The sequence below is a fragment of the Candidatus Jordarchaeum sp. genome (assembly GCF_052745115.1).
In genome coordinates this window covers 1-26809 of sequence record NZ_JBRAKS010000009.1, presented here as the reverse complement: position 1 = coordinate 26809, position 26809 = coordinate 1, and the positions used below count along the sequence as shown (strand labels likewise).

The window sequence follows — 26809 nt, the reverse complement described above, 5'->3', positions numbered from 1 at the left end:
CTCTCCACTATAAGGGTATCCCTACCCCCAAAAACTCATTTTCAAATACTGAAGTTTAAATTAGCAAAAATTAGTTTTCGGGAGGATTCTTTTTTGAAAAAAGTTCTTGTGACTCGTGCAGTACCCGAAATGGCTTTAGGGGTTCTGAAGAACGTAGTAAAGAGTGTTGCAAATATTGAAATAGATCACAACTATATTCCAGATAGCAGAGAGGAATTTTTGAAAGAAGTTAGGGATACTCATGGTTTGTTGGTAAATCCCTTGAATGTAATCGACTCTGCCATCATTAATGCCGCAGAAAAACTTGAGGTGGTATCCATTATTGGTGTCGGCTTTGAAAACATCGATGTTAAGGCTGCGTCTAAGAAAAAAATTCCTGTAGCCTTTACCCCCATCCTGCAGAAGGCGGTAGCAGAACTCACTTTTGCTCTAATTTTAACTCTTTCTCGAGGCATTACTTCGGCGGATATTTATGTTAGATCCGGGGAATGGAAGGAACCAATTCCAATAATTGAATTGGGGACAGATCTTTCTGGTAAAACTCTTGGCATAGTAGGCTTGGGAAGAATTGGTAGTGAAGTGGCTAAGAGAGCAAAGTGTTTCGAAATGAACATAATTTACTATGATATTGAGCGTGACTACAAAAAAGAAGAGGAACTAGGTGCACGATACGTTTCTCTGGATGAGCTATTATCTTCATCTGACTTTGTATCATTGCATGCCCCGCTAACTCCGCAAACCAGGCACATGATAGGGAAAAAAGAGTTAGAAAAAATGAAGCCCACAGCCTATATCATAAATACTTCTCGGGGACAAATCTTGGATCAAAGGGCTTTATATCAAGCTTTGGTTAACAAAAAAATCAAAGGCGCTGGTTTAGACGTATTTGAGGAGGAACCAGTTTCCATTGACGAACCTCTTTTAAAACTTAAAAATGTGGTCTTCACACCCCATCTGGGAAGCGCTACGACCGAAAACCGAATGAACATGTTTCTAACCGCTGCCCAAAATCTGGGACAAGCATTAGGGGGACAAGAACCAAAGTACCAGATAAATCCTAAAGCAGTATAAAAAAAATATACCGAAAACTTGTTAAAAAAGAAGGATAAATAAACCTTTAATTTTACCAGAGGTAACCGCTAACTTATAAGAATTGATAACAAGTTTTTTATAAATCTTCAATCTTCTGGAAGCAAAAAATCAACTAAATAATTAGATTAAAATAAAAAGAACAAATGTAAAATTCACGGTTTACAGGTGATGAGTATGCCCAAAGAAGGCCACATACCATTTGAAGAGTTAAACGTAGATTTTGGTTATAGCACATTTGAGGGAAGCTTGTTTCTATACACAGATGAAGAAAACCAGTTCCGAAAGGAATTCAGAAAATTTGTAAAGAGAGAAGTGGAACCAGTGGCAGACAGAATAGACCGAGAAGATAACTTCGAACTGATACATGAAATACTAAAAAAGATGGGGAAAGAAGGTTACTTCAGCCTAGCTTTCCCACAGGAAATCGGAGGCGGCGGAAAGGGACTAGTCTACCGCACCATAATGGGAGAAGAACTAACAGCTATAAGCTACTCCACAGCAGTAACCTATGGAGCTTCGGCCGCCCTCTACGCTATGCCCATCATAAAATTCGGAAAGAAGGAACAGCATGAAAAATTCTTAAAACCAATAATGCACGGAGAAAAACTGGGTGCCATAGCCATGACCGAGCCCGGAGCAGGCTGCGACGTTGTGGGAGGAATGAGATGCACCGCTAAGAAAAGCGGAGACGGATATGTAATCAACGGAGAAAAAAGATTTATTACAAACGGAAGTAAGGCAAACTTCCTTTTACTATACGTTAAAACCAATCTCGATGTTAAGCCCAATGAGGGAATAAGCGCATTCATATTTCCCACCGATACTAAGGGATACGAGGTTGTGAAAGACTACGAACTGATGGGAAGAAGAGGATCAAAAAACTCCCATCTAGCATTTAATGATTGCTGGGTTCCTGAAATCTGTCTACTTGGAGAGGAAAACAAGGGGTTCAACATTCTGATGAGTGGCTTAGACGGTGAGAGAGTTTTCGCAACAAGCCAGTATATGGGAATAGCAAGATCTGCATTCGAAATTGCCTTAAAGTACGCAGCTGAAAGAATGCAGTTCAGAAGGGCTATTAGAGAGTTTGAAGGAGTCAGCTTCAAACTGGCAGAAATGTATGCCCACCTAGAGGCGGCAAGACTACTGGATCTCAGAGCGGCAAGAATGATCGACGCAAACCGCAGAGCTACAAAGGAAGCAGCCATCGCCAAGTTCCTCACCGCCGATGCTGCAGTGAAAATCTGCGCCGAGGCATTACAGATATTGGGCGGGATAGGATATACCAAAGAATATCCTATAGAGAGATACTTCCGGGATGTGAAAATTGGACAAATAAGCGCCGGAAGCTCCGAAATTATGAAATTTCTCACACAGAGAGAACTGTTTAGAGAAATCGGGGTGTAGGCGGCTCAATCAATCCGATCTTTTCCAAAATTTTTTATTTTTTCGTTAAATCTTTTTTTAGACCATGTATTGCCAAGCTCTGTAGATGGCGAATTCTCTGTTCTTTAGTTTTTCGGCTTTAGTTAATTTTCCAGAGGCTACTTCCACAATTTCTTTAAGAATTCTATCTCCTGCTTGTTGCAGGGTCTCTTTGCCCTCCAGTATGGTGCTCACATCGATGTCAATGTTGTCTTCCATATTCTTGAAGGTACGGTGATTACCGGTCACTTTGATTACCGGAGCTATGGGACTTCCGGCTGGTGTACCCAAACCCGTGGTAAAAGTTATTAGTTGCGACCCCGCTGCTACTAGACCGGTTATTGATTCAACATCCAGTCCCGGTTCATCCATCAGATACAATCCTTTGCCCGGAGGTTTTTCCGCGTATTCTAGTAAACCCTGTACAGGTGAGTTTCCGGCCTTGCAAATAGTTCCCAGAGATTTTTCTTCGATAGTTGTTATTCCCCCCTCAATATTTCCCGGGGTGGGTTGTGTGCCCCTAACATCTATACCCAGAGAGAGAACCTTTGAAATGTACTTATCTACCGCAGCATAGATCTTCTTTCCAGTCTCTCCGTTTACCGCCCTTTTTGCCAGCAAGTGTTCGGCACCAATCCACTCTGTTGCTTCAGGCAGAATAACTGTTCCACCCAACTTAACAATAGCGTCTGCGGCTACACCCACTGCCGGGTTTCCCACAATTCCCGAGGTGGCATCAGAACCACCACACTCTAAGCCGAGAAGCAACTCGCTGAGTTCGCATTTTTCTCTTTCAGATTGGGAGGCTTCTTTGAGTAAATCCTGTAAAATTTCGATTCCTCTCTTTGTTGCCTTAATGGTTCCTCCTTCTTCCTGAATTATTATGTGTTGTACCGGTTTCTTGGATTTGGAGATTTCATCGGCAACCAGTTTGGCTTGCATATTCTCGCAGCCTAATCCCACCACTAATGCTCCTGCAACGTTGGGATTTCTTCCAAAACCGGCTAGTGTTAACAATACCCGCATAAAGTCCAGACCAAGATGTCCACAACCCATTGGATGTGTAATATAGCGTGCGTTATCATCGCTGTTAGCTACCCCCCTTGCCACTTGGTTGGCGCAGACTACAGTTGAAACCACTAGTACGTGGTTCCTCGTTCCCACAGTTCCATCGTCTCTTCTAAAGCCTTGGAAGCTCATTTCTTTTCCCTCCTCTCCTTTATTAGCTCTAAAGAGTAAACACTATGCACATTATGAATATGCACGTGATCTCCTTCCGCTATTGGTTGGGTAGCAAGTCCGATGACTTCACCATACTTAATTACTTTCTCATCCTTTGATATTTTGATTATAGCAAACTTATGCCCGAAAGGAATTTTCTGTTTCACCTTTATCTCCTTTAATTTCCCACTAACATTTACCGGGACATTTGTTCCGGGTTCAATGTCCTCAACAACGGTAGCCACATTATCCCTCGGATCCATAACAAGTGCTTCCTTAACCATACTAATCTCTCCCAGATAATGAGTTCGCTTTTCAAATAAATCCATGAACTATTAATCCTAATTATTAACTTTCTTGGTTTTTATTATTCTTTTCCAAATATCTTTTGTATCGGTAGAGGGTAGTAATTGCTCTAGCTGCGTTTTGAACGGAATTAATTAAGGGTATTCCTGATTTTTCGAATACTTCCCTGGCAGCCTTAATTATATCGTGGTCCCCAAAGCTTGAAATTATTATTGTTTTTTCTCGGTGTTTGTCGATTACTCTTTTGTAGACCTTGTAGAAGGGCACTAAATCTAATCCCATGCCGTGTGGTTTGACCACCATTCCCGGCGGTGAGGATATTATGAATAAGCATCCCACATTTTTATCCTTGAGAACCGCTTCAAGCACCTGGGATCCAATTTGCAGCATGGCGGGTCCAATGTCTACGGGGTTTTTAATAGAGGTCCAGTAAGGTGCAACTTTTTTCATCTTTTCCATGGTTTCGGACTCAAACTGCGCTAGTTTCATGCCTTGCTTTTCCAGCTCATCGCAGGTCATAGCAGCCAAGGAACCGGAATTGGTTATAATAGCAACTCCCTCCACTTCTGGAAGAGGCTGGGTTGCTAAGACTTTCGCGAAGTCCAGCAGTTCTTCCACGCTGTCCACTCTTATGGCGCCGGTCTGCTTGAGAACCGCATCAAATATCCTATCATCACCCGCAAGACTCCCGGTGTGACTCTTTACCGCCCTGGCCCCCGTTTCGGTTCTTCCGCTCTTTAGAACCAGTACTGGTTTTTTCTTAGTCACACGTTCGAAGGTCTCAATGAATTTTCTTCCCCTCCCCTCTTTAATTCCTTCAAGGTATAGGCAGATAACTTTTGTTTCTTCGTCTTTTTCCAAGTAGTTTAGTAGGTCTATTTCATCCACGTCACACTTGTTTCCCAGAGTTATGACTTTGCTTAATCCAAATTCGTTCGCAGCAGCCCAATCTATTATCACAGTTCCAAATATTCCAGACTGGGCGATAAAAGCCACATTACCCTCCTTCAAACTATTTATGTCTATTTCAGCGGTGGTAAACCGATTTGAGAGATTGGTCACCCCCACACAGTTGGGACCGATAACACGTATTCCGTTCTTATTTGCAATTTCCACTATTTCCTGCTGTCTCTGTGCTCCTACCTGGTCTACTTCGGCGAAACCCGCGGAGAGAACAATGACGTGTTTTACTCCCTTCTCAGCACATTCTCTCATCGCATTGGGGGCAGCCTCGCTTGGGACTAGAAAAATCGCTAAATCCACACTATCTGGTACGTCATTTATGGATTTGTAGGCCTTTACCCCCATTATTTGGTCTGCGTGAATATGAACCGGATAAACTTTCATGTCGGTGCGGGCAAGAATACTCTTGGTTACAAAGTATCCGAACCGGAGTTTCTCACTTGCACCTATTATGGCCACAGATTTCGGACTAAAGAAAGCTTCAAAACTCGTATCCGTCTGCAAAGAACTCACCTTTACCCTAATCTTTCACAGAACAAAGACATTATAGAATTTAACTTTTCGCTCATCATATTTTTAGTTCATAAAATTTAAAAAAAATGTAGCATAAATCATATTATTATTCGAAAACATTTTAGGTATTAGAATATAATATAACTAGATGTAGAATACAGTCAGATGGGTTTAATATGAGAGAGGCTATGTTTTATCAAAAACTGGAGGATAATAAGGTTAAATGCTATCTTTGTAGACATGAATGTGTTATATCTGATGGAAAAACGGGGATTTGTGCAGTTAGAGAAAATAAGGAAGGCACCCTGCACACTTTAGTTTATGGGAAGCTTGTTTCCATAAATATAGATCCGATCGAGAAGAAGCCACTCTACCACTTTCTTGCCGGTACAGATACTTACTCTATTGCTACAGTGGGATGTAATTTTAGATGTGAACACTGCCAAAATTATGAAATTTCTCAGATGCCAAGAGATAAGCGGCGAATAGTGGGAGAACCTTTTAGTCCAAGGGAAATCGTGAGAGACGCCCTGGCAAATGAATGCCAGAGTATCTCATACACATATACTGAACCAACTATATTTTTCGAATATGCATATGATACTGCAAAGCTTGCAAATAAAGAGGGATTGAAAAACATTTTTGTGACAAATGGATATATTGGGGAAGAGCCTTTAAGAACCATTGCTCCCTATTTGGATGCTGCGAACATTGATTTAAAGGCCTTCACAGAGGAGTTCTATCGTAAAATATGTGGGGCTAAATTAGAGCCGCTGCTTGAATCTATCAGATTGTATAAAAAATTGGGAATTTGGATCGAGATAACAACGCTCATAATCCCTGATTTAAATGACTCGGAAAAGGAGCTGAGACAAATAGCGAAGTTCATTAAAAGTTTGGGGGAAGAGCTGCCTTGGCACGTAACGGCATTCTATCCTACCTACAAGTTGATGAAAACCCCCCCAACACCTGTAGAAACACTGCGAAAGGCCAGGAAAATCGGCTTGAAAGAAGGCTTAAGATATGTTTATGAGGGCAACATACCCGGTACTGAGGGCGGTAATACATATTGTTACAAGTGTGGAGAATTGCTGATTCGCAGATATGGTTTCAATGTTTTAGAAAATAAAATTGAGGATGCTAAATGCCCTGCATGTGGAACCGAAATAGATGGTATTGGATTAAAGTAATATTTTTCAAATTTCAGGTAAAGTTTTCGATTAAAAGTATTAAAAAGATTCTGAATCTAAGCTTCATTGACTAAAAACTTCTAAATTTTTTGGAGTTATTTGGTTATTTGTTCTATTTTTTTACGTGTTTCTTCAATTTTATCTTTCAATCCTGCCTTTGCATAGAAGGTAATTGCTCCCTCTAACAGTTCTTTTGCTTTTTTGGGTTCATTATCATGTAGATGTTGTTGTGCTAGTTCTACGTAGTAGTCGCCTTTTTTTGCTAGAAATTTTATTAGTTGGTCACTTGCTTTTTCCGACAAGTTATCACACTCATCTAGTTTATTATTACCTATTTTGTCTCGGATTCTAATTATGTTTTTTGTTTTTTGTTTTCTTATTATTTTAATAAAATTTCTTACTTTTCACCGGAGGCTAGTGAAAAATTCAGGAAATTCTTTATTTTTTATTGTTAAGTGCACTTAGCCTTTGGGGAAGGGTTTTCTCAGAAATTTTTTATATATAATCCCTCCTAGAAGATTACAAAACAGTTTTTTTAATCATTCTCTGAAATATGATGAGGCTGAATCTATGGATGAGGAAATAACAGGAAAAAGAATTTTTCCTATCTGTCCTTGCTTATTTAGGGACAAGAAAGAATATTTCTGTCTGAGTAGTGATGAACTTCATCCATTGGCCTTGATTATACCGGTAAATTTTGATATAGATTTACCTACTAATGAGGAGAATGTGTGTCACGACATTGTCTACGCTGATAGTTCTGGACTTATTTGTTGTGGTTCAACGGGTTTACCAATTAAGGTAAGAGGAAGATTGGTTTTTGAAGAAAATTTTAGCGCATTATACAATTTAGCTATGAGCCTATTTGACCCAGAAGACATCTGTAGGGAGTGCATTTATAATCTTCTTGGTTTTGAGAAAATTCAAAGGAAACTAACCTTTCTATTTTTTATATCGAATACATTGGATTGCACCAGATTTGAAAAAGACTTTATGGAAACAATTGACGATTTACGGGTTTGTGAGAAAGAATCTATTGTGAAAATGAGATTCACAGGCAAAATAAAAGAAACCTTCAAAAAGAAAATCAAAAAATTGCCCACCATTTACATCATAGATGGGAAACAAAAAATTGGCGAAATTGTTGGAATTAAGAATAGGAAAGAATTGGAAAAAATTCTAAGAAAGATGCTTAAGATATAAGAGACCTCATTTTCCTTCATGAATGACTTCTCTGAGAAATTCTAGAAACCTCTTGAATTCCTCTTCTGCTCCCAAGCCATACAATCCCAATATTTTTTGATAGGCAGCATACTTTTCCTTATTTTCTTCCATATACTCTTTCCAAGTATAAGCTCTAATCCATGACTTTAAATATTTGGAACTGGGACTTAAATTTTTAAGCCAAGGAAAAGCCAGTTTTACTTCGACATTATCTTCTTTCTGCTCCACAAATTTTAAAGAAAATTCATCCCCGAAACACTCAGAAATGGGTTTTATTCCTTCTCCAAAAAATGTTCTATTTATGGTTCCCAGTTCCATCACCGGCATTCCGTCCTCCACAACAAATTGTGGAAGATCTTTTTCAATATTATTAATATCTAGCTTCATCGCCTCATATTCATTAACTCGGTTATTGATTTTTCGGTACTTCTTCCAAACTTCGGGGGCAAGTAGTGATAATTCTACACTCATCATTTGTACTTGCCAAAATAGGTTAAATCTGGCCATATATCCCTCTAAAACCATCTTTGCAATGTTTTCCACATCGAATTCTTCATCTTTTTTCTTTAGAGCATCTTTAAGTTTATCAACCATCGCTTTTGAGGGCACCTTATTTCCATAAGACTGTTTTACGAAATCATTTACCAATCTTTTAACTGCGGGAATATCATTATCCCAAAACGCCAAGTCTATATAAGTCTTCATCAGCTCACCGGAACTCCTAAAGAAAGGATCTATAGGGAACTCCTCACAAATTTCTTCGAGGATGATTTTTTCCTCTTGGAAGAGAGGATGCGGGGTTTCAAGGATTTTTTCAAATCTTTTGTGATTCTTAGCTATTTTATCCATTTTTTGGGCAAGTTCCTGGAATATCTCTAGCTGTTTCTCCAATTCCTTTAACTGATCTTCGATTTCTGGTTTTTCCTGTTTTATAAAATCAATGATTTTTTCCATTATTTCTTTTTCACTCCTAGATATGTCAGAAATGCTTTCAAACGCGTCCTTAAGACCCATACCTAGTATTGCACTAATTTGGGGAACTAGTCTGAAATTTGCAATAGTTTCGCTAAAATTAAAATTCGGCTTTTTTTCTTCCTCCCCTGTGATCTTTTTCCAGACCCAGTTTTTTCTCTGTTCAATATATTTTTTTAATTTATTAAGGGAATCGAAAGAATTTTTTTCAACATCCAGTTTCTTTTCCAGTTTTTCAAGCCTGGAGAGAGTTTTCTTTAATTCTTTAGTTTCTTGAGATTTTTTGATAGAACCTAGCTTGCTGAGTAATTCATCATAAATTCTCGTAACTTCGTTTTTCAGCCCCTTACAACTTATCACATTCATGCTTTGCATTTCCCGAATCAGGGCTTCTACTAGGTTAAAGGTGGTCCAGGCGTAATTGATTTCTCCGATGATTTTTTGATAGTTTTGGAATAATTTAACTGCCGGAATTGGTATTTTCAAAGCTCATCACCCAGAAGAATTCCATGTAGCCCCCCTCTCCCCGATAGCATTCTTCTTACTGCTTCTCGAAAAATTAATCTAGCTTCACTAACTTTTTCAACAGTGCTTCTTACTGCCACACCTTTTTCAATCACCTTCTTAATTTCGTTACCCACATTTTCGAGAATCTTAACATCCTCGTATCCAGTGTCCTTTAGAATTAATTTAAAAGCGTTATCTAATTTGTCCAAAACCTTGGCCTCTTTTAGAAGATATCCTAAAGTGGGGTAAACTCCTTGCAACTCTTTGCCCACAAAGCCTTTAACTAATTCTTTCACAAAACCAAGATACACAACAGCAGCCGAGTCGCTTATTTCTGATTCCAGATGCTTCAAGGCCAACAGTATAGCTGAAGCTACATCATCCGTAAGGCAGATTATTGCCTTCTCATTAATGAAATCTGCAATTTTTGTTGTGAATTGTTCTAAAGGCTCTGGAAATAGTGAAAACACGGGATTCCTCTTATATAGTCTCTCTTGAAGAGTTTTATGTAGGTTATTTGTCCATTCATCCATCTTTTTTCTCATAGTCTCAGTTTTCTTCCTACTAAACACATCTTTTGTAAATTTCTCAACATTAAAAATTTCATCTTTAACCTTTTGGAAGAGTTCCTCCATTACATCTTGTTCAACTGCCGGAATAACCTCTCGAATGATATCCAACATTTCATTTTTCAGAGTGGTTTTATTTTTTAAATCATAAGTTAGAGAAGTTAAAGGGAATTCCTCAACAATTTTATCCACCATGCTCACAGCAAGAAAATCTAGTATATCTTTACTTTTTTCGGAAATTTCATCAACAGATATTGATTCAAATTTAGCACCCACACTATTGAGGAATTTATGACCATATCTCATTCTAATTAGGAAGTCTTTCCTCTTTGACCCCCACACCCTAAACTTTTCTTTTAACACTTTATCCCACATGTTAAGATAACTTTTTTGATCGCCGAGAAGAAGTAGACATGATGGATTAATATTCAAAAAGACCTCCGCCGCCGTGAGGGAGATATGTTTAATACCAGAGTCAGAAGATTTTTCGATACCACTTTTAAAGGGACCAAATATTCGCTGAATGTTCCACTCAGCTTCATCTAATTTAGCATTCTGGGCCTCGTACAAGTCTTCCAAGTAATCGGAAATCATTTCAGAACAAATACGTTTACTCTCAACGTATCCTTTCTTATCCACAGAAAGAGCTCTAAGAATTGTACCATATTCCTTACTTGCCTTAGTGCATGCCTCAGAAAAAGCTCTCCAAGAATCACCCAAATCATCAGTAGATTTCACAACCTGGTTTATCTCTCCACGCTTAAAAGCAGAGACACCGGTTCTCAATAAGGTATCTAAGGTTGCCTCTTCACCCCCCTCTCCTAATTTCTGAATAGTAGTATTTAACTGTTTAACTATACTCGGCAAAAGGAAATCCTTAAGAAATATAAAGAACTCTCGTTTGCCTTTATTCTTCTGCTCCAGAGTATCAATATCCAGAGTATAGGAATAACCAGGCCTTAGTGCAGCCCCAATATACAACTCTCGAGTCCGCCCTGCGACTTCAAAATCTTTTACACACCAGCCGATTCCACCAGAAGAATTTATCCCACCGAAAAACACGTCCTTGGCGGTTCCTGAATGCTCTCTAATAGCCTGTTCAAGTGCAAAAACCAGACCTGTGGACATATCAATATCATTGGTTTTGCCGCCACCTACGGTGTAGATGGATATTCCGGTTGTGCCGTCACCTACTAGAATTTCAAGAGTTCCGAAAGCATCATTCTTGGAAGATTTATCCTTGGTTAAGTCCTCTGCTTCTCCGTTTGTCAAAATAATACACCTTAAACAAAATTCTCACTTGCTTTCTCAAATAAACTATTATAACTGAATCATAAAAGTTTATTGTTATCAACAAAAAGTATTCTCAATAAGAATTTATTGTTTTTCAAATATTTAAACTAAAGGAGTCAAACTGCTTAGTAATTTATAATTTCTATAAAAAATTTTTAATCATATATTTTGTGTAAAAATATATTAGCTTTATATTGCTACTTAAATTCAATATACTTATTTATTTGTTATAAATCGAATTCCTCTTCTATTTCTTCTAATTCCAAGTATTCAAATATTTCACCTTCATCTGTTTCTTCTGAATCTATTTTAAATCTTAGTCCTTTGGTTTTTTTCCTCCACTTCCTTTTCGAATGAGCCATAGAAAAGCCTCTAGAGTTAAACTTTTATTCAATAGCCTCGATTTTTACACTACACTCCAAATATTAATTATTCTAGTAATTAAAATATCCCCGAAATTAAACCAAAAAAGTTTGGCATAAAGACTTGTTTTAAAATAATTAATGTTTGAAACTAGAACCAAATAACTTGGAAACATGATGAAAACTCTAAAAGCACTGATTATTTTTCGAGTTCGATTATAGCCTCACAGCAGTCATCACCCTTGGTTAAGAGTTTTGTTATTTTTAATTCTTTCACTTTCGGGTTTAACGTTTTTAGCGTACCTATTTCCATAGCATACATTAGTCTGGTACAGTATTCTGGAAAGTCTTTAAGTACCTTAATCATAGGGCATTCGAATTCGTGTTTCACCGCTATTTTTTCTCCAATTTCCACCCATCTTCCCTTAACGCCAGTCATGGTGTCTTCGAAATCCAGAACCTTACCCAGTTCACGGGCATTATTTACATCGATATTTAGATTCTTCTTCAGAGAGAATGCCCGCATCTGCCCGAAATCCCTCATTCCTTTCTCTATGGCCTTCCAACCTTCCTCTCCGAATTTTTCCACCACCGCTTTAACCACACTAATCATCATCTGAGCATTGGCGCGATTAATCAGCTCCCGCTGCTTCTCATAAGGTATAGAGCTAATAGCTTTCTCAATCATATCCAAGATCTCGTCCTTATTAACACTCAAAGAAGAAACCTCCAATACACTAATTTAAAAATGGCTAATGGTATACAGCTTATAATTTTACTTATCTCACTATATTTATTTTAACTGGTTATCTAACCCAGAATTAAAAACTTAAAGTTTTCCTAATTTTTCCAGCGAGAGAGCAACATCTTCAAGTTCTAATCTGATCAAAGTCTCCTTTGTCGGGATTCCTTTCTTATTCCATCCCCGCAACCGATAATAAGTATCAAGAAGCTCATCATATTCATCCCTTTGAAGCAACTTTCCTTTTAAAGATCCACTTGGTATCGGGTCGCAGAAAACTCTCTCCGGAGGATAATCATCCATCCGGGTGATCCCTCTAACCACATTAATTGCCCGGGTTAAGTTGTAAATAGCTTCTGAACGTTTCAGCAGTTCCTTCAGAGCGGTTTTAATACCAGTAACTGCGGAGTAAAAATCCGCATAGATGTTCTCATCCATAGACAATTCGATCCACTCCAGTCTACAAACTCCCAAACAGTCAAAAAGGGGTCTTATGTGCTGGTGATAAATAACCAACTTCGCCCTATCTTCCGAGGTCCACTTGTCACGCATCTCCAAATCCTTGGCAATTACCCATGCCCTGGAATGGTGTGCTCCCACATCACAAGTGGCGTAGGCAAGAGCCATTCCCGGTGAAGCTCTAGTGTCATACGCACTCTGTTCCAGTCCCTTAATCTGCATAGCGAATGGTTTCGTTCCCTTCCACTTTTCCATAACCGCCTTTACCCCTTCAGCAACTATGTCTCCTATTCCCTCTCTTCTCGCAATCATTTCCAGAACCTTAAGCAGGGCTTCACCATTCCCGAATTTTAGTTCTATTCCACCGGTGTCCTCTCTGGTTATGATACCTTTTTCGTACGCTTCCATTAACAAGCCAACCAGATTTCCTGAAGATATGGTGTCAATTCCCAGGTCATCGCAGAGGTTATTAGCTTTAATCACCGTCTTTAGGTCCCTAATTCCACAAACTGATCCCAGCATCGCCGCGGTCTCGTATTCCGGTCCCTCCACCGCCACCTTGGTGTCTCCGTCCTGGATTACACAGTAGTTTCCACAAGTCATGGGGCACGCGAAACACGCCCTATCTGTGGTTTTCACCTCTTCCATTTTGTCTCCGCCGATTTCTTCAGCCTCTTCAAAGTGAGTTTCTTGGAAGTTTCTTGTAGGCAAAACACCCCTCTCATTAGCCCACTCAATAACTTGTAGTGTGCCCTGTCTCTGCCAAATATCCAGGAACTGGTTCTCGGAAATCTTTCGGTATGAATCATAGGCGATTTCCATGAACTGGTCCACGTTAGCGATGGGTATATCCTTAAATCCCCTAACCACAATCGCCTTCACCTTTTTGGAGCCCATTATCGCTCCCATCCCGGTTCTCCCGGCGTTCCTCCCGTAGTCCGAAGTGATACAGGCGAACTTAACCAAATTTTCTCCCGCAGGGCCTATAGCCATTACATGTATCCCATTGTCTCCCAAATCCCTCTTTAACCGTTCTTCTGTGACAAGTGCACCTGCCCCCCAGTATTCTCCTGCATCCCTGATTTCCACAGCTCCGTTATCAATCATAATGTATACCGGTTTCTTGGAAATGCCCTTTAGGGCTATAGCATCGTAACCCGCCTGCTTGAGCTCCGCACCAAAAGCCCCTCCCACACTGCTATCGGCGTAGATTCTGGTAGCTGGCGAAATAGAAACTATAGAAAGTTTCCCCGCGGAAGGTACTAGGAGACCAGTAAGCGGCCCTGAGCTGAAAAAGAGTAGATTATCGGGACCCAGAGGATTGATGTCAACTTCCACCTCTTCCCAAACCCTTCTGGCACCCCAGCCTCTCCCACCAATATATTTTATTGCCCACTCATTAACCGGTCTCTCCTCAGAAATTTTATCCCGAGACAAATCAATTCTTAAAATACTGTTCATGTAACCCCCTTTCACCTAAATCACTCCTCCACTCCTCTTTTATCCCGTGGTACAAGTTTTATCGCTTCCTTGGGACACAGAAGACACTGAGGATCTCCTCCACAAAGATCACATTTTAAGGGATATGGAATGTCTGGGTGTGTAAAGAGAGATCCGAAGGGACAAGCTTCGACACATGCTCCGCATCCGGTGCACTTTTCTTCGTCTAGTTTTACTATTCCATCTTCAATGGTAATCGCCCCTTCAAGACAAGCCTCTAAACAGGCGGGTTTTTTACACTGTCTACACACAACAGGTTTGTTCACTCCGGGTTCGGGAAAAAGGGTCTGTATCCTTATTCTCGATTTCTTGGGATTGTTAACACTAAAGTGGTGTAGTGAACAAACTAGCTCACACACATGGCAGCCCGCACATTTTTCGGGTATTACTTTAAGTATCATTTTGGGAGTTTTTTGATTCAATTATAAAATCCTCTCTCGTGACTGAATCCGATTAAACTAAGATAAGAGACTTTGAAAAATTTTTCTACCAAAAAATTTGTGAGGTGGAATTCATTAATTTTTGTTGCATTCTTTAATGGCTGGGGTCTGGGATTACTACTGCTTTGGTTGTTTTATCTTCTTTAATATTTTGTCTTTAGTTTTTTTGTCTTTTAGAATTATTTTTCCCTCCGTGGAGAGGTAAACTTTTGGTGTTTCAGCTTCTATTATTGGTCCCACTCTTCTGAAATCTATTTCCTGTCTTGCTTTCAAACCTTTAATGGCGTCAAAGACATTATCTCCTTCCAGGGTGATTTTTTGTATTCCTTTTACTCCACTTATTTGGAAGTCACATGCAAATGCTGCCTTTTCTACGGTTTCATTCTCCGTTACCTCACGGAGGACGTAGGGAGGGATGGTGACTGGGGAGAAATTTGTGGACAATGCCCTTTGGAGAATTTTAAGGAATTCTTCCACTTTTTTCTTTGAATCCCCGCCTATTAGCAGAGTCTGTTTTTCTAAATTTAGGATACATCTTACATGGGACACCGGGTTTATAACCTTGTAATCGAAATCCCATAGTTCCATTAAAAGTGGCTCTTCTTCGTAATAGTATACTATGTAATATTCCTTACCCTTGGCGATTTTGAACACCTTAAAAGATGCTTTTTCCTCATTGCTTTTCAAACTCTGGTTGAGAATTTTTTCCAAATCATTTAATGTTATGTCTTTAATGGAGTTGGAATAATTGTAAACATCCCAGATATTAGCTTTAAAAACCGTGTTCATATCATTAAGAAGCAATAGATCCAAAAACTTTTGGAGAATTAATTCTTTTCCGTCTAAAATGTTAACTATCTCATCCTTTTTTAAATCACCCACCACACCGAATCCCCAGCTCTTTACTAGATTCTGAACTGCCTTATTTCCTATAGGCTTAAAAAGAATCTGCAAAACGTCTTTGCTTAACCTCACTTTTTTAGATTCTGGATAACTCACAGAGCTCACCGCAAACCGTGTTTTTGATGATATTTAAAATTTAATTCACTTACATTTTTATTGAAATTTTTTCATATTTCAGAGTCTTAAAAAAACCCTCACCTGAAGATTTTTCCTTAATATGAAATTAGACTCAGATACTTAAATTTATAACTTACAAAAATTTAAGAACACAAGTTGCCAATTATTTGTAAAAGTGGTTCGAGAGTTGATTTCATGATAATAGATGCTCACATTCACCCTTATTTTAATAGAACCGCCACCAAGGGCCTTGGGTTTGTGGGAAATCTGGAAGGTGTTCTCGCTTATTTTGCTTTAAAATATATGAGAAGCGGACTGGGTACAAAAAGACTAGGATATTATCTTATGAAAAAAATGTTTAATAACGGTATCAACAGAGCGATTGTATCGGCGTTTTTTCCTTATATTACATTAGTTGTAAAGAGTCTTATCGATAATTTTCCGGAACAATTTATTGGATTTTGCTGCGTGAATCCCCACGATCCAAAAGCGGATCAAATCCTTGAGTATTACATAAGATACGGGTTTAAGGGTTTAAAACTTCATGCAGTGCACCAAAACTTCTGGCCCAAACAGGCAATGCACATCTGGGAGAAGGCGGAAAAACTCAGGATTCCGATTCTCGTTCACTCCGGGCGTATATGGCAAGGAGACACAGACAGTTCAAATCCCCTCTACTATCAGGAAATTATTGACCAGTTCCCAAAGTTGAAACTAATCATAGCCCATCTAGGCGGAACATACGAGAAAGAAGCACTCCAATTAGCGAAAAAATATGATAACGTTTATATGGACACATCTGGTGGACCGGCAAAAAAGGTTATAATAGCTATTAAAGCGCTGGGCAGTGAACGCATCATTTTCGGCAGCGACATGCCATTTATACCGTACGGGGATCCCAGAGACGAACTTGACAAAATAAGAAACCTAGAAATAAGTGACGAGGAAAAACAATTGATTCTGGGACAAAACATATTGAAATTAATCAATCCTTAGAAATCCACTGTTAACTGGTTACTTATTAGTAACTTTAGTAAAAGCACAAATCTCAGATTTATGTGTCCTAAAAATTTTTTGAGATATTTTTGGTTACTAATTTTTATGGTTTATTATATTTATAAAAGGCGCAGTGCAAATCCTTTAATATACCGTATCTGAAATCTATGGAAGTTTTTCCAATAACTGAATCCTCTATTGTTTGCATAGCCTCAGCAAACTGTTTCTTATCTCCTTTTTCAAAGGATTCCAATAGCTTTTCACTCGCCTGAAAAACCGGATTCTCCAAGAGCTGCGAAAACTGATCACTTTTACTCTTAAGAATATCTATCGCCTTTCGGGGGGGCTCCCGCAGGTTTATCATAATGGATTGAATCACCATGTCGAAAACGTATTCTGAGGCTCCCTTAAAGTCTCCAACTTTGAGACGGGAACTAACTGAATCAGCAGCGCTTCTTGCGGCATCTTGCAAGTCTTCACCAACATTGACCACCATCGCATTAAAGGAGTCCATATCCTTATTATCAGGCGCACTAAGATATTTCTCAGACAAACCAAAACCTCCTGTAAACACTAAACAGATAATTCGAAATATGCAACTATCTTTTTAAATATAATGATAAATCAAATACACACGATATTTACAAAACTAATAGAATTGAAAATAAATTCCTCATAATTTTACTCATTTTCACACAATATAAAAGAGTAGTTTTCAATAGTATGTTTTTAAATTATTTTTCTATTTTTCATTTAGATTTTCAGTCTTTCGATAAAATTCTTCTATGATTGCTAATTTTCAGAAACGGGCTCTACCCGAAAAATTGATTTTCCTCTCCACCTCAGAGGTCTGACAAAAGCGGTTTCGCCAAATCTCCTTATTAGTATTGATAATTTACGGGAACAGACAAAAACTATTTCACCATTCTTTAGTTTTTCAAGTGCATCTATAATATCCCCACTGTGTTCAACAATTTCATCGTCTCGGGGATAAATTCGTGATACTCTTTTTCTATTATGGATTTCTTCCACTGCTGTATCCTTCTGTTAAGTGCTTACCCCCTACTGAATAATTCCGGATAGAATTTTGAAATTAAATTTTTGTGTAATAAAATATTGTATTTTCTCTAATTTAAATTTATTTTCACATTGTTACCGCAAAGAAATCTGAACATCTTACCTTGCTCTTTTTGGCGCTTATAGATGTAAACGAAAATTAAATGTTGAAAAAATCATTTATTATACTTACGTTTTTCTTGATTGCCACATTAATAAATCTAGATAGATTTCATTTTGTTTGAGGAGTTAACCTCTGAATAATATCTTTTGTTTCTTCCAGTATTTCTTGGGGTGAAAGTTGTTCTAGTCTCTCTTCCAGTTTGTTATACTCTTTAACCGCTTGTTCAAAAATGGGGTTCGGATTATGAAGTTCGTGAATCTTTTGTTTTCTCATCTCTATTCCTATAAAAACATTTTCTCTTATTTCGTCATCGGTAATTCCCAGATTTTTTTGTTCTCTTATCGCTTCATCGAGAAAATGAAACACTCCTGACCTTATCAGTATGAGAAGGCGTTTCTTATGTTTCTCTGGTGTTTCCTCCCATTTTTCCACCTTCTTTTTCTTGGACTCCATTTTTTCTAAAAAATCTAATGGTGGCTCATTTTCATCTTTGCTCATCGAGTTCAAATCTCCAACAGTATAGTAATCTATGCCATGTTTGGTTCTTGCCTTTTATTTACCTTTCGGAAAAAATAGTAACGGGATTAGTAGGAAGAATTCAATCGTATCTTATGGCAATTTTTGTTGTTTCGTGCTTTTTCTTATTCATTTGTGCTTCGAAAGCCTTTTTCCACTGTTCGAGTTTGTAAGTTTTGGTAAGTAGAGGTTTATTTTTAATCTTACCTTCCCCCAATAGCTTCAGTGCGATTTCGAATGAGGATTTATTGGTCTGATGCTCAAATGCGTAATACCATGTCCCATATAGTTTAAGTTCCTTTGCACTAAACATAATAAAATCTATGTTAGCTTTCCCCATAACTCCTACGAATATAATTTCTCCTCCCCGTCTAGTTAGGGCGATAGCGTCTTGAAGAGTTTGTTCGCTTCCCACAGCTTCGTAACACTGATCTACTCCCTCCCCGGTTTCTAGAGCAATCTCTAAGACTGGAATCTGGTTTCTTTCTAAACAGTACACTTTATGGGCACCCAGCTCCTCCGCTAATTTAGCTTGAAACTCGTACTTGCTAATAACAAAGATTGGCTCTCCTCCCATCACCCTACACACCTGAAGAAGCTGTAAACCTATTGCGCCAGCACCTATTATGGCTACACTTTTTCCTTGAGGGTTGCCGATAAAACAGGAATGAACTGCGACACTCAATGGCTCTGTTAGCACTGCTTCTTCGTCGGTAATATTATCGGGAACCTTATAAACCTTCGATTTGTGTGCTAGAAAATACTCAGCGAAGCCTCCACCGTTCGCTTGACTAGCGCCCACACCACTTCCCGCTTTAGCAATATTCAAGCATAGATTGTAGCGACCCAACCGGCACATCTTACAAGGTTCCTCACCCAACTCGACGCATCCACCCAACCCTTCACAAACCACCCTGTCCCCCACCTTAAAACCTGTTACCCCGTCACTAATCTCTTCAATAACTCCGACCGCTTCGTGACCAAAAATTGTGGGTTTTACCAAAAAGTCAGCAAGAAGGGGTAATCTTCCATTAATTACTCCGATGTCAGATCCACATATGCCGCATAATTTAGTTTTTACGGAAATCCACTCTCTTTTAGGTATTGGCTTTTCAATATCCTTGATGCTGAATCCCTCGGGAAAGGGTCTACCATCCCAAAGAAGAGCTTTCAACAGTTCCACCTCAATTCCTATTCAAAAAAAGATTAGAATAATTAGTTACAGATTAGCATTATATTTTTTTGCATTGTAATCCTTCTTAATCCCTCATTTTTTTAAGTTAAATTAAAATATAAAAAATAACTTATATTAAATGTTAACATGATTAATAAATCTCAAGACCCTCAATCACCAATTAGATTGAGGGTGAATGTAATGTGCGAGATAATTTCAAGGGGGTTCGTATAATGGAAATGATCACTACGGGAATTAGTGAGTTGGATACTCTCTTAGGTGGTGGTTTTTATAGAGGAGCACCGATTTTATTTCTAACTGAAACTGGATCTATGGCAGAAATCTTAGCGCTTCAAATACTTTATTACCGCTTGTCCCATGGAGACTTTAGTTTTATTTTCGACCTAGATTTACCGCCGGAAAGAATAAGGGAATGGTTTGACTGGTTCCGATGGGATTATAGCCAATACGAGAAAAAGGACCTTTTACTACTAATAGACGGTTTTACCCAAATGTTCGGAGAAATCGAATCCAAAGAGAAGATGCTTATAAGTGAACCGAGAGATCTGGTTCAGGTTGACGCCTTTCTATTAAGATTGATACCTCAAATTGAGAGGTTCAAAAACCAAATTTTTGGTGTCTTCTTTTTTTCTAATATCTTCCTAGCAAGAGCCGAAACACCAAGAATCATAAACCTGATTTACAAACATAGAATGCACATAACCCAGTATGGATCCGCTATCTATCTTTTCGATAAGGGAATGCTTGATGATAAAACCATAAAAACCCTAGAACACGCATTCGATTTCGTAATAGATTTCAAAATAAAGCAAACCGATGGAAGATTTCAGAGATATCTGCGAGTGAAAAAATCACCATTACTCCGCTACATAGACGTGTATGCCCCATATGAAAAAACACCTGAAAAAATGGTTATTAGAACAGGTATAATTGAGGATTTCGAATCCTTTAAGGTACAATTAAAAATGATAAAGGATGGTTACATCAACCTGCTGGGCAACAGAATAGTTTTACTGGGTGGAGACTACCTCTCCTGGTTACTAGGAAACCTTTTCCGAACATACGGATATGAAAATATTTACGAATTTGTCTACTCCCTGGAAAAAGAAAGAGGATCCAGCTTTATTTCCCCCTTAGTAAAGGAGTTCAAACTCTCGGACTTGAGAGAGGTCATTACCTATATTTTTAAGATTTTTGTGCTTCGAGGGCTTGGAAACTTTGAATTTCTGGAATTCGACCCGGAAGAAGAATCACTTAGATTTAGAATATTTGATAGTCCAATATGCAGCCAACTTAGGGAACTCGGTAAACCCGCAGGAGTCACAATAGCGGGGACAATAGCAGGCACCGTGGAGAAATATACTGGAAAAGAGTATGAATGCGAAGAAGTAAAATGTTTAGCAAAAGGTGACCAGTACTGCGAATTCCTAGTTAAACCTGCTAAAAAAAGAAAAAGAATTAATGACATCTAACAAGAAACTCTCCAAAATGAATATTTCATGTCTGATACTAGAGAAATTAAAGGAGTTTAATTTTAGGAAACTAGGTATATGGAGACCCCTATCAAAATTCCACCAACCACGGTAAAGCCCGAAGGAATTTCTCCAAGAAGTAAGAAAGCGAGAATAACCGCAAAAACCATCTGTAAAAGTAAAAAGAGAGCAGTGGTAGATGCTGTGATATGTTTCAATCCCTCAAAATACAGAAAATAGGCCAGAGTGGTGCACACAAATCCAGTGTATAAAATTGCTATGAGTGCGGGAATCGTTGCAACACCTGCTACCAGTGAAAAGTCCAAAGAACCATAAATTAGAGCCGGCAGCATCGAAAAAATCATGGTTAAGACAATTACCGCATAGTTGAGATCCATCGCGTTTATCTCAGTGTATTTTCGGCTTCTGTTATCCAGAATCACTTTGGAGTAAACAATGTAAACCGCCCACAGAATTCCCGAAATTAGCACCAATAGATTACCAAAAAATTGGCCGCCCCACAAATTCGCAATATCCCCATTTACCGCAATCAGAAAAACACCCAAAACACTCGTAGCCAGAGCAATGATTTTTCGCCTCCCCATTTCCTCCTTCAGAATAAAAAAGGCTAAAAAAGCCACTATGACCACGTTAAAATTGGTTAAAAGAGCCGAAATACCTGCAGTGGTGTACCCTATTCCCACAAATTCACAGAAAAAAGCGATAGCATTGAGTGCCGCAATAAAAATAACCCGTTTATCCGAAATCAGACCCCGGAACCCGGTAAAATTAATAAACTTAAAAAAGGGCAAAGTGATAACGGCGGCAAAAAGAAAGCGGAAAAACAAAAAGATAAAAGGATTAAGAAAGTCCACTCCCCACTTAATGAAAACAAATGAGGACCCCCAAGCCACACTGGTCAAAATAATGTAAAGCTGACCCTTTCTCAAATCACTGATTTCAGAACCAGCCTTCTTTACAACCGTCTTCAAAGACCACACCAGACCCTAAACAAAATCGACCTAAAATACAATAAAAATCGCTCAGCCAAAACCACGGGGAGCAAGTGAACTACACACAACAATATTAGAAAATATAAGCATTTTGCAACAAAAACAAAATTAAAACTAAAACTAAAAAGTGCACTTTTAAGCAATTAATGATTTTGAATTTATGAAACCAAGTATATAGAGGCACCGATTAATAATCCTCCGAGAACCGTGTACAATGTGGGAACCTCTCCTAGAAGTAAGAAAGCCAGAACAACCGCAAACATAATCTGTAAAAGTAGATACAGTGCCGAAACAGAAGCAGACACCCGCTTTAATCCCTCAAAGTATAGGAAATAGGCAAGAATAGTGCAGACAACTCCCATATATAATATGCCGATAAAAGCTGGAACGGTGGCAATATCCGAGATTAACGAAAAGTCAGAAAACCCGTAGAATAATGCAGGCGGCAGCGAAAACAGCAAAGTAAGAATGGTTACCGCATAAGTGAGCTCCATAGAATTTACATTAGCATACCTTCTGGCCTTGTCATCCAAAACAATTTTTAAAAGAATTATGTAGAATGCCCACAAGATCCCTGAAATCAATATCAGTGAATTTCCAAAAAATGTGCCTCCCTGCAAATTCGCCACATTCCCGTTTACTGCGACCAGAAAAATACCCAAAACACTACCGGCTAGAGCAATATTTTTCCGCCTCCCCATTCCCTCGCCCAGATAAAAATAGGCCAAGGAGGCTACAAAAACCACATTAATATTTGTTAGCAGAGCGGACACCCCAGCCGTAGTATACTTCATCCCTACAAATTCACAGAAAAAGGCCACAGTATTAAGCAAACCTATCAGAATAACCCGCTTATCCAAAAATAGCGCCTTAAATCCATCAGACCCGATGAATCTAAGAAAAGGCAGAGTAATAACCGCAGCTACTAGAAATCGGAAAAACAAATAAACAAAGGGATTAAGAAACTCTACTCCCCACTTAATGAAAACAAATGAGGACCCCCAAGCCACACTGGTAAGAATGATAAAAAGCTGACCTTTCCTCAAATCACTGGAAGTACCGATCCTAACATTGATTTCCTTCTGAACCGTCTTCAAAGCCGACACCATCCTTCAAAGTAATTTTCAAGTTTCTCTGCTCACAGATATCGTGTACGGATTCAATATAATATAATTAGGAAATATAAGGATTTCTACTAAAAAAATAAGGAAAAATATTAAAAAAAATTAAATTATTCGGAAAAAGGAACCGCAAAAAACTTGCCCAAATTAAAAAATTCAAAAAACAGGAAACAAAAACCAGTCATAAAACTACCATCCCATCCAAAAAACAAATCATGATCCCAATCCATTAGTAAAAGTTGTATTTCACATCGCCCGTAAGATACCTTAACACAACCACCCCCACAGCAATCGAAACCAATCCCACCACAATCATCAAAGGCAAAAGCACCCCCGCAGTGAACCCAAAAATAAGCAAAGAAGTAACACTGAAAACCTCAACCGTAAGAACATCCACTAAAAACCAAATGTTAAACGCCTCCACAATAAGAATCACACCAAAACCCAAAAACACCACAGAACTAATCAAAGCCAAGTGATAGGCCCACCGCCTCAGACCCCACAACCCCAAACCCAAAACCAAACCAAAAACACCCGAACACATAAACACCAGAGACAACCAATACATCAAAGGAACCCCCTGAAAAGACCAAAAAAGATTATAAGAAGGCTTAAAAAGAGCAAAAAGACGAAAACCAAAAAACAAAAACACCAACGAAACAAAAACAATAGAAACCGACAAAATCCCAAGACCCAACGGCTTCCGAGCCATAAAAAACCACCAACCAATACAAGACAAAAATATTATGAGCAACTTATAGACCTATCGATAAATCAAACAAAAACAGTAATGCGAACAACATTACCAAAACGTATTTCACCTGAAAGAAAAATTTCTAATCTTTCCCAGTTAGTAGTCTGGTTTGTTTGCAATGTAAAATTGTACTAAAAAATAACCCTAAAAATTAAACAATTTTTAATTAGAGTGCTCAGAGGTGCGGACACTAAGACACTAATATTGCTATTAAAATTTATGAAAAAGTCTATGAAAAATAGTATAGAAGAAAAACAGGGGAATAAAAGCCGAAGACAACAGCTCTTAAATCCGTAGATTTAAGTAGGTGTAAAGGTGTGTGGCACCCACATCGCTAAAATCGTGCAGCACGCGAAGCATTCCTCCAAAATTGGTCAACCCCACAGAACGGAGACCTGGCGACCAATCACTGCTACAACAAGAAGCAGGAAGGAAAAGATAAACACCCGCATAGAAACAAACAAAACAAACAAAAGAACTCAACCCAGCCCGCCGAATTCCCTCCCGAGAAAGAAGCGTATAATACCACCGCCCCTCCCCAGAAACCGCCAAAAAAAAGGGTTAAAACAGAAAGCCACACCGCCAACCCCAAAAAAACAGCGGGGTTTAAAATAGGCGAAAAATAAACCTAGCTTGCTTGCTCAGATGTGGGTGAAACCTTGAGACCCTAAGAAGAGCGCCCCGAATGAAACTTAAACTGCCTGAAGATGGAAGATGTTCCCCGCAAAACGACGGCGGAACGGCGACATCCAGCCAGCGATTGCGGGTGGGTACGTCTAGACCGGGACGGAGTGGAGGGCGGCTGATGAACTCGCGAGGCCGCCGCATGATACTGTGAAGCCCCAACTCTATGTAATTCTATGAATTTCTACATAGAGTAGAACCCCCATCCTAGAATAATCCAGCCGAGCATACACCCCAAAGCGGCACCGATCCTCAAGAATCTTCCTACGACGCTGAACAGTAGTAAAACTTAAACCCGTATCATCAGCAACCTCATTAAGAGTAACAAACAAATCCTCCCGCAACCGGTTCAAAATCCTCAAATCCTTCCCATCAAGCCTAACCCGATAATCATAAACCATATCCTGCAAAATCTGACTAAACTGCTCCGAGGAAAGAACCTCCCCACTAAACCTCATATACCGACTCAACTGCCTCAACAATAAAACAATACTAGACAAAAATCCCCCACCCATAATACCATCAATCCTCACCAACTCTCCAAACCTATCACCATCCACCCCATCAACAACAGGCATCTCCCCCCGATACTTATAAACAAAAAATTGGTAAGAAGACGCCTCTCAACCTCAGGAACAATATCCGGAAAAAAAAGACCAAACAACTCCTCCAAAGAAAGCCTACCCAAATCATCAACCAACCGCAAAGGCTCACACCCAAGAAAAATCCGAACCTTCTTAAACTCGCCCAAAACAATTCCTCAAAAAACGCAATACCACCAACCATAAATAAAATTAACCCCCAAAAACACCAAAAATAAAATCAAAACCTTTACAAACAACACCAAAAAAATAATAACCCAAACAAAAAACAGGAGAAAAAACACATGAAACCAAAAAACAACCACCTACACCCCATTCTCCTTCTAACAACAATACCAATACAAATACAAATAAACTTCTGGGACTACACAGGCATCATAAGAGCACTGATCACCGCCACAATAGCCATCATACTATTCCTAATATACGTAATAACAACCAGAAAAACCAAAACCGAAAACCAACAACCAAAAACCAAAAACAAATAAAAACAGATAACCCAAAACCTAAAAACGAACACAAACCCAAAAAATGTAAAAGCAAAAACCATCAAAAGAAAATATCAAATCAACCCTGCTTCTTCTTAGCCCACTCAAAAACCATCTGAGCAATCCTCTCAAAAGCCTCATTCACACTAGTCCCGGTCTTAGCACTAGTCTCATAATACGGAATACCACCCAACTTCTTAGCCAAAGCGTTACCCATCTCCCTAGTAACCTTACGCTGATCATTAAGGTCAACCTTATTCGCCAGCAAAACACTCGGAATATCACCACAAATATTCGACAACTCCCCATGCCAATTATCAACATTCTCAAAACTATCAGCACGACTCACATCAAAAACATACATCGCACCCATAGCACCCTTATAAAACAAAACCCGCACATCACTAAAATGAGGCTGCCCCGCCAAATCCCAAATCTGCAACTTAATCGGCTTATCCTCAATACTCAAACTCTTAACAGCAAAGTTTGAGCCTATAGTCATAATATAGTCTGTTCGGAATGTTCCCTCAGTCCACTGTTTGATTAAGGATGTTTTTCCTACTGCTCCGTCTCCGACTACTACGATTTTGAATACGAATCCTAGTGATCCCAACTGCTTTCCTTCCTTCTTGCTCTGTCTACTATATTAGAATCTTTGTTTGGTTATTTTTATTTTTTGCTCATTTCTTAATAAAAATATTTTTTTGGTTATTTAACTATTTCACATCTGGTGTAAATATAGGTTTCTTCTATGTTTTGTGGCGCTTCTTTTAGTTCGAAAAGTTTAATTATTATTCTGGTTTGCTACTTTCTTCTTTTTGTTTGTAAGAATATTAGTAAATATACGATGCCGGAGATGGATAAAAAACACAAATAAAAAGGAGATAGAGTGTTTAAATCCAATAATAACCATAAGAAAGACCATCAAAATCTCCAGGGACCAGTATTTCTTAGGTTTATTTGGTTTTGTTTATAAAGGAGAGAACATTT

General features: G+C 38.7%; 29 protein-coding genes. 7 read left to right on the top strand and 22 right to left on the bottom strand.

The window, feature by feature from the left end; all coding sequences use genetic code 11:
* Positions 1 to 93: 93 nt before the first annotated feature.
* Together ACUVXA_RS01670 and ACUVXA_RS01665 are read left to right on the top strand one after the other, a co-directional pair.
* Complete coding sequence (locus tag ACUVXA_RS01670; protein WP_445869490.1) at positions 94 to 1071, top strand: 2-hydroxyacid dehydrogenase; 978 nt, start codon at positions 94 to 96, stop codon at positions 1069 to 1071.
* Between the two features lie 195 nt (positions 1072 to 1266).
* A complete protein-coding gene (locus ACUVXA_RS01665) occupies positions 1267 to 2499 on the top strand; it encodes an acyl-CoA dehydrogenase family protein (protein ID WP_445869489.1) in 1233 nt (410 codons plus the stop codon).
* Between the two features lie 57 nt (positions 2500 to 2556).
* Here the strand turns inward: ACUVXA_RS01665 and ACUVXA_RS01660 are convergent, their stop codons facing one another.
* The 3 genes from ACUVXA_RS01660 to ACUVXA_RS01650 all read right to left on the bottom strand — a co-directional run bounded on the left by ACUVXA_RS01660 (position 2557) and on the right by ACUVXA_RS01650 (position 5511).
* Positions 2557 to 3717: a UxaA family hydrolase gene (locus ACUVXA_RS01660; protein ID WP_445869488.1), complete on the bottom strand. Its 1161-nt coding sequence runs from the start codon at positions 3715 to 3717 to the stop codon at positions 2557 to 2559.
* On the bottom strand, positions 3714 to 4022 hold the full coding sequence (locus ACUVXA_RS01655; RefSeq protein ID WP_445869487.1) for a UxaA family hydrolase: 309 nt from the start codon (positions 4020 to 4022) through the stop codon (positions 3714 to 3716). Before ACUVXA_RS01655 ends, ACUVXA_RS01660 begins: the two co-directional genes overlap by 4 nt.
* A gap of 64 nt (positions 4023 to 4086) precedes the next feature.
* Positions 4087 to 5511: an acetate--CoA ligase family protein gene (locus ACUVXA_RS01650; protein WP_445869486.1), complete on the bottom strand. Its 1425-nt coding sequence runs from the start codon at positions 5509 to 5511 to the stop codon at positions 4087 to 4089.
* A gap of 185 nt (positions 5512 to 5696) precedes the next feature.
* Between ACUVXA_RS01650 and amrS the strand changes: the two genes are divergently transcribed.
* Positions 5697 to 6710 (top strand): AmmeMemoRadiSam system radical SAM enzyme, encoded by a 1014-nt coding sequence (gene amrS, locus ACUVXA_RS01645; RefSeq protein WP_445869485.1) that lies wholly within the window; start codon positions 5697 to 5699, stop codon positions 6708 to 6710.
* Between the two features lie 95 nt (positions 6711 to 6805).
* Here amrS and ACUVXA_RS01640 read toward each other — a convergent pair whose 3' ends face one another.
* Positions 6806 to 7012, bottom strand: coding sequence for a hypothetical protein (locus ACUVXA_RS01640; RefSeq protein WP_445869484.1), 207 nt, complete (start codon positions 7010 to 7012; stop codon positions 6806 to 6808).
* Between the two features lie 268 nt (positions 7013 to 7280).
* Between ACUVXA_RS01640 and ACUVXA_RS01635 the strand changes: the two genes are divergently transcribed.
* Positions 7281 to 7913 carry a hypothetical protein gene (locus ACUVXA_RS01635; RefSeq protein WP_445869483.1) on the top strand — a complete coding sequence of 211 codons (633 nt, stop codon included), beginning with the start codon at positions 7281 to 7283 and terminating at the stop codon, positions 7911 to 7913.
* Positions 7914 to 7919: 6 nt separating this feature from the next.
* Here ACUVXA_RS01635 and ACUVXA_RS01630 read toward each other — a convergent pair whose 3' ends face one another.
* The 7 genes from ACUVXA_RS01630 to ACUVXA_RS01600 all read right to left on the bottom strand — a co-directional run bounded on the left by ACUVXA_RS01630 (position 7920) and on the right by ACUVXA_RS01600 (position 15777).
* Entirely contained in the window at positions 7920 to 9392 is a 1473-nt protein-coding gene (locus tag ACUVXA_RS01630; RefSeq protein ID WP_445869482.1) for a hypothetical protein, read from the bottom strand.
* The gene (locus ACUVXA_RS01625; RefSeq protein WP_445869481.1) at positions 9389 to 11254 is read right to left on the bottom strand and encodes a hypothetical protein; all 1866 of its coding nucleotides are present in this window, start codon (positions 11252 to 11254) and stop codon (positions 9389 to 9391) included. Before ACUVXA_RS01625 ends, ACUVXA_RS01630 begins: the two co-directional genes overlap by 4 nt.
* A gap of 248 nt (positions 11255 to 11502) precedes the next feature.
* Positions 11503 to 11637, bottom strand: coding sequence for a hypothetical protein (locus ACUVXA_RS01620; protein WP_445869480.1), 135 nt, complete (start codon positions 11635 to 11637; stop codon positions 11503 to 11505).
* A gap of 199 nt (positions 11638 to 11836) precedes the next feature.
* Positions 11837 to 12355 (bottom strand): L-2-amino-thiazoline-4-carboxylic acid hydrolase, encoded by a 519-nt coding sequence (locus tag ACUVXA_RS01615; RefSeq protein WP_445869479.1) that lies wholly within the window; start codon positions 12353 to 12355, stop codon positions 11837 to 11839.
* A 111-nt stretch (positions 12356 to 12466) separates the two neighbouring features.
* Entirely contained in the window at positions 12467 to 14299 is a 1833-nt protein-coding gene (locus tag ACUVXA_RS01610) for an aldehyde ferredoxin oxidoreductase family protein (RefSeq protein ID WP_445869478.1), read from the bottom strand.
* A gap of 20 nt (positions 14300 to 14319) precedes the next feature.
* Entirely contained in the window at positions 14320 to 14760 is a 441-nt protein-coding gene (locus ACUVXA_RS01605) for a 4Fe-4S dicluster domain-containing protein (protein ID WP_445869477.1), read from the bottom strand.
* 135 nt (positions 14761 to 14895) lie between these two features.
* Entirely contained in the window at positions 14896 to 15777 is an 882-nt protein-coding gene (locus tag ACUVXA_RS01600; protein WP_445869476.1) for a hypothetical protein, read from the bottom strand.
* A gap of 216 nt (positions 15778 to 15993) precedes the next feature.
* On the opposite strand from ACUVXA_RS01600, the gene ACUVXA_RS01595 reads away from it, so the two are divergent.
* Entirely contained in the window at positions 15994 to 16794 is an 801-nt protein-coding gene (locus ACUVXA_RS01595; RefSeq protein ID WP_445869475.1) for an amidohydrolase family protein, read from the top strand.
* 103 nt (positions 16795 to 16897) lie between these two features.
* Here ACUVXA_RS01595 and ACUVXA_RS01590 read toward each other — a convergent pair whose 3' ends face one another.
* The 4 genes from ACUVXA_RS01590 to ACUVXA_RS01575 all read right to left on the bottom strand — a co-directional run bounded on the left by ACUVXA_RS01590 (position 16898) and on the right by ACUVXA_RS01575 (position 19664).
* A complete protein-coding gene (locus tag ACUVXA_RS01590; protein ID WP_445869474.1) occupies positions 16898 to 17347 on the bottom strand; it encodes a hypothetical protein in 450 nt (149 codons plus the stop codon).
* Positions 17348 to 17586: 239 nt separating this feature from the next.
* Entirely contained in the window at positions 17587 to 17826 is a 240-nt protein-coding gene (locus ACUVXA_RS01585) for a hypothetical protein (protein ID WP_445869473.1), read from the bottom strand.
* A 256-nt stretch (positions 17827 to 18082) separates the two neighbouring features.
* Positions 18083 to 18472 carry a hypothetical protein gene (locus ACUVXA_RS01580; RefSeq protein WP_445869472.1) on the bottom strand — a complete coding sequence of 130 codons (390 nt, stop codon included), beginning with the start codon at positions 18470 to 18472 and terminating at the stop codon, positions 18083 to 18085.
* Between the two features lie 100 nt (positions 18473 to 18572).
* Positions 18573 to 19664, bottom strand: coding sequence for a zinc-dependent alcohol dehydrogenase (locus ACUVXA_RS01575; RefSeq protein ID WP_445869471.1), 1092 nt, complete (start codon positions 19662 to 19664; stop codon positions 18573 to 18575).
* Positions 19665 to 19897: 233 nt separating this feature from the next.
* Between ACUVXA_RS01575 and ACUVXA_RS01570 the strand changes: the two genes are divergently transcribed.
* Positions 19898 to 21157, top strand: a complete 1260-nt coding sequence (locus ACUVXA_RS01570; protein ID WP_445869470.1) for a V4R domain-containing protein — start codon at positions 19898 to 19900, stop codon at positions 21155 to 21157.
* A gap of 62 nt (positions 21158 to 21219) precedes the next feature.
* Here the strand turns inward: ACUVXA_RS01570 and ACUVXA_RS01565 are convergent, their stop codons facing one another.
* From ACUVXA_RS01565 to ACUVXA_RS01540, 6 genes are all read right to left on the bottom strand, one after another.
* Positions 21220 to 22149, bottom strand: a complete 930-nt coding sequence (locus ACUVXA_RS01565) for a DMT family transporter (protein ID WP_445869469.1) — start codon at positions 22147 to 22149, stop codon at positions 21220 to 21222.
* Between the two features lie 179 nt (positions 22150 to 22328).
* A complete protein-coding gene (locus ACUVXA_RS01560; RefSeq protein WP_445869468.1) occupies positions 22329 to 23267 on the bottom strand; it encodes a DMT family transporter in 939 nt (312 codons plus the stop codon).
* Between the two features lie 253 nt (positions 23268 to 23520).
* Positions 23521 to 23859: a hypothetical protein gene (locus tag ACUVXA_RS01555; protein WP_445869467.1), complete on the bottom strand. Its 339-nt coding sequence runs from the start codon at positions 23857 to 23859 to the stop codon at positions 23521 to 23523.
* Between the two features lie 471 nt (positions 23860 to 24330).
* On the bottom strand, positions 24331 to 24528 hold the full coding sequence (locus ACUVXA_RS01550) for a hypothetical protein (protein ID WP_445869466.1): 198 nt from the start codon (positions 24526 to 24528) through the stop codon (positions 24331 to 24333).
* A gap of 365 nt (positions 24529 to 24893) precedes the next feature.
* Positions 24894 to 25307 carry an AsnC family transcriptional regulator gene (locus ACUVXA_RS01545; protein WP_445869465.1) on the bottom strand — a complete coding sequence of 138 codons (414 nt, stop codon included), beginning with the start codon at positions 25305 to 25307 and terminating at the stop codon, positions 24894 to 24896.
* Positions 25259 to 25480 (bottom strand): hypothetical protein, encoded by a 222-nt coding sequence (locus ACUVXA_RS01540; RefSeq protein ID WP_445869464.1) that lies wholly within the window; start codon positions 25478 to 25480, stop codon positions 25259 to 25261. The genes ACUVXA_RS01545 and ACUVXA_RS01540 overlap by 49 nt, the downstream gene beginning before the upstream one ends.
* Before the next feature lie 135 nt (positions 25481 to 25615).
* Between ACUVXA_RS01540 and ACUVXA_RS01535 the strand changes: the two genes are divergently transcribed.
* Complete coding sequence (locus tag ACUVXA_RS01535; RefSeq protein WP_445869463.1) at positions 25616 to 25819, top strand: hypothetical protein; 204 nt, start codon at positions 25616 to 25618, stop codon at positions 25817 to 25819.
* 79 nt (positions 25820 to 25898) lie between these two features.
* Here the strand turns inward: ACUVXA_RS01535 and ACUVXA_RS01530 are convergent, their stop codons facing one another.
* Positions 25899 to 26432 carry a GTP-binding protein gene (locus tag ACUVXA_RS01530; RefSeq protein ID WP_445869462.1) on the bottom strand — a complete coding sequence of 178 codons (534 nt, stop codon included), beginning with the start codon at positions 26430 to 26432 and terminating at the stop codon, positions 25899 to 25901.
* Positions 26433 to 26809 lie beyond the last annotated feature (377 nt).

What these genes read in the sequence shown, in the direction of transcription:
- ACUVXA_RS01665 (WP_445869489.1), top strand. Translation starts at nt 1,267, where the DNA reads ATGCCCAAAGAAGGCCACATACCATTTGAAGAGTTAAACGTAGATTTT.
- ACUVXA_RS01660 (WP_445869488.1), bottom strand. Translation starts at nt 3,717, where the DNA reads ATGAGCTTCCAAGGCTTTAGAAGAGACGATGGAACTGTGGGAACGAGG.
- ACUVXA_RS01655 (WP_445869487.1), bottom strand. Translation starts at nt 4,022, where the DNA reads ATGGTTAAGGAAGCACTTGTTATGGATCCGAGGGATAATGTGGCTACC.
- amrS (WP_445869485.1), top strand. Translation starts at nt 5,697, where the DNA reads ATGAGAGAGGCTATGTTTTATCAAAAACTGGAGGATAATAAGGTTAAA.
- ACUVXA_RS01635 (WP_445869483.1), top strand. Translation starts at nt 7,281, where the DNA reads ATGGATGAGGAAATAACAGGAAAAAGAATTTTTCCTATCTGTCCTTGC.
- ACUVXA_RS01620 (WP_445869480.1), bottom strand. Translation starts at nt 11,637, where the DNA reads ATGGCTCATTCGAAAAGGAAGTGGAGGAAAAAAACCAAAGGACTAAGA.
- ACUVXA_RS01610 (WP_445869478.1), bottom strand. Translation starts at nt 14,299, where the DNA reads ATGAACAGTATTTTAAGAATTGATTTGTCTCGGGATAAAATTTCTGAG.
- ACUVXA_RS01595 (WP_445869475.1), top strand. Translation starts at nt 15,994, where the DNA reads ATGATAATAGATGCTCACATTCACCCTTATTTTAATAGAACCGCCACC.
- ACUVXA_RS01580 (WP_445869472.1), bottom strand. Translation starts at nt 18,472, where the DNA reads ATGAGCAAAGATGAAAATGAGCCACCATTAGATTTTTTAGAAAAAATG.
- ACUVXA_RS01570 (WP_445869470.1), top strand. Translation starts at nt 19,898, where the DNA reads ATGGAAATGATCACTACGGGAATTAGTGAGTTGGATACTCTCTTAGGT.
- ACUVXA_RS01555 (WP_445869467.1), bottom strand. Translation starts at nt 23,859, where the DNA reads ATGTATTGGTTGTCTCTGGTGTTTATGTGTTCGGGTGTTTTTGGTTTG.
- ACUVXA_RS01545 (WP_445869465.1), bottom strand. Translation starts at nt 25,307, where the DNA reads ATGCCTGTTGTTGATGGGGTGGATGGTGATAGGTTTGGAGAGTTGGTG.
- ACUVXA_RS01535 (WP_445869463.1), top strand. Translation starts at nt 25,616, where the DNA reads ATGAAACCAAAAAACAACCACCTACACCCCATTCTCCTTCTAACAACA.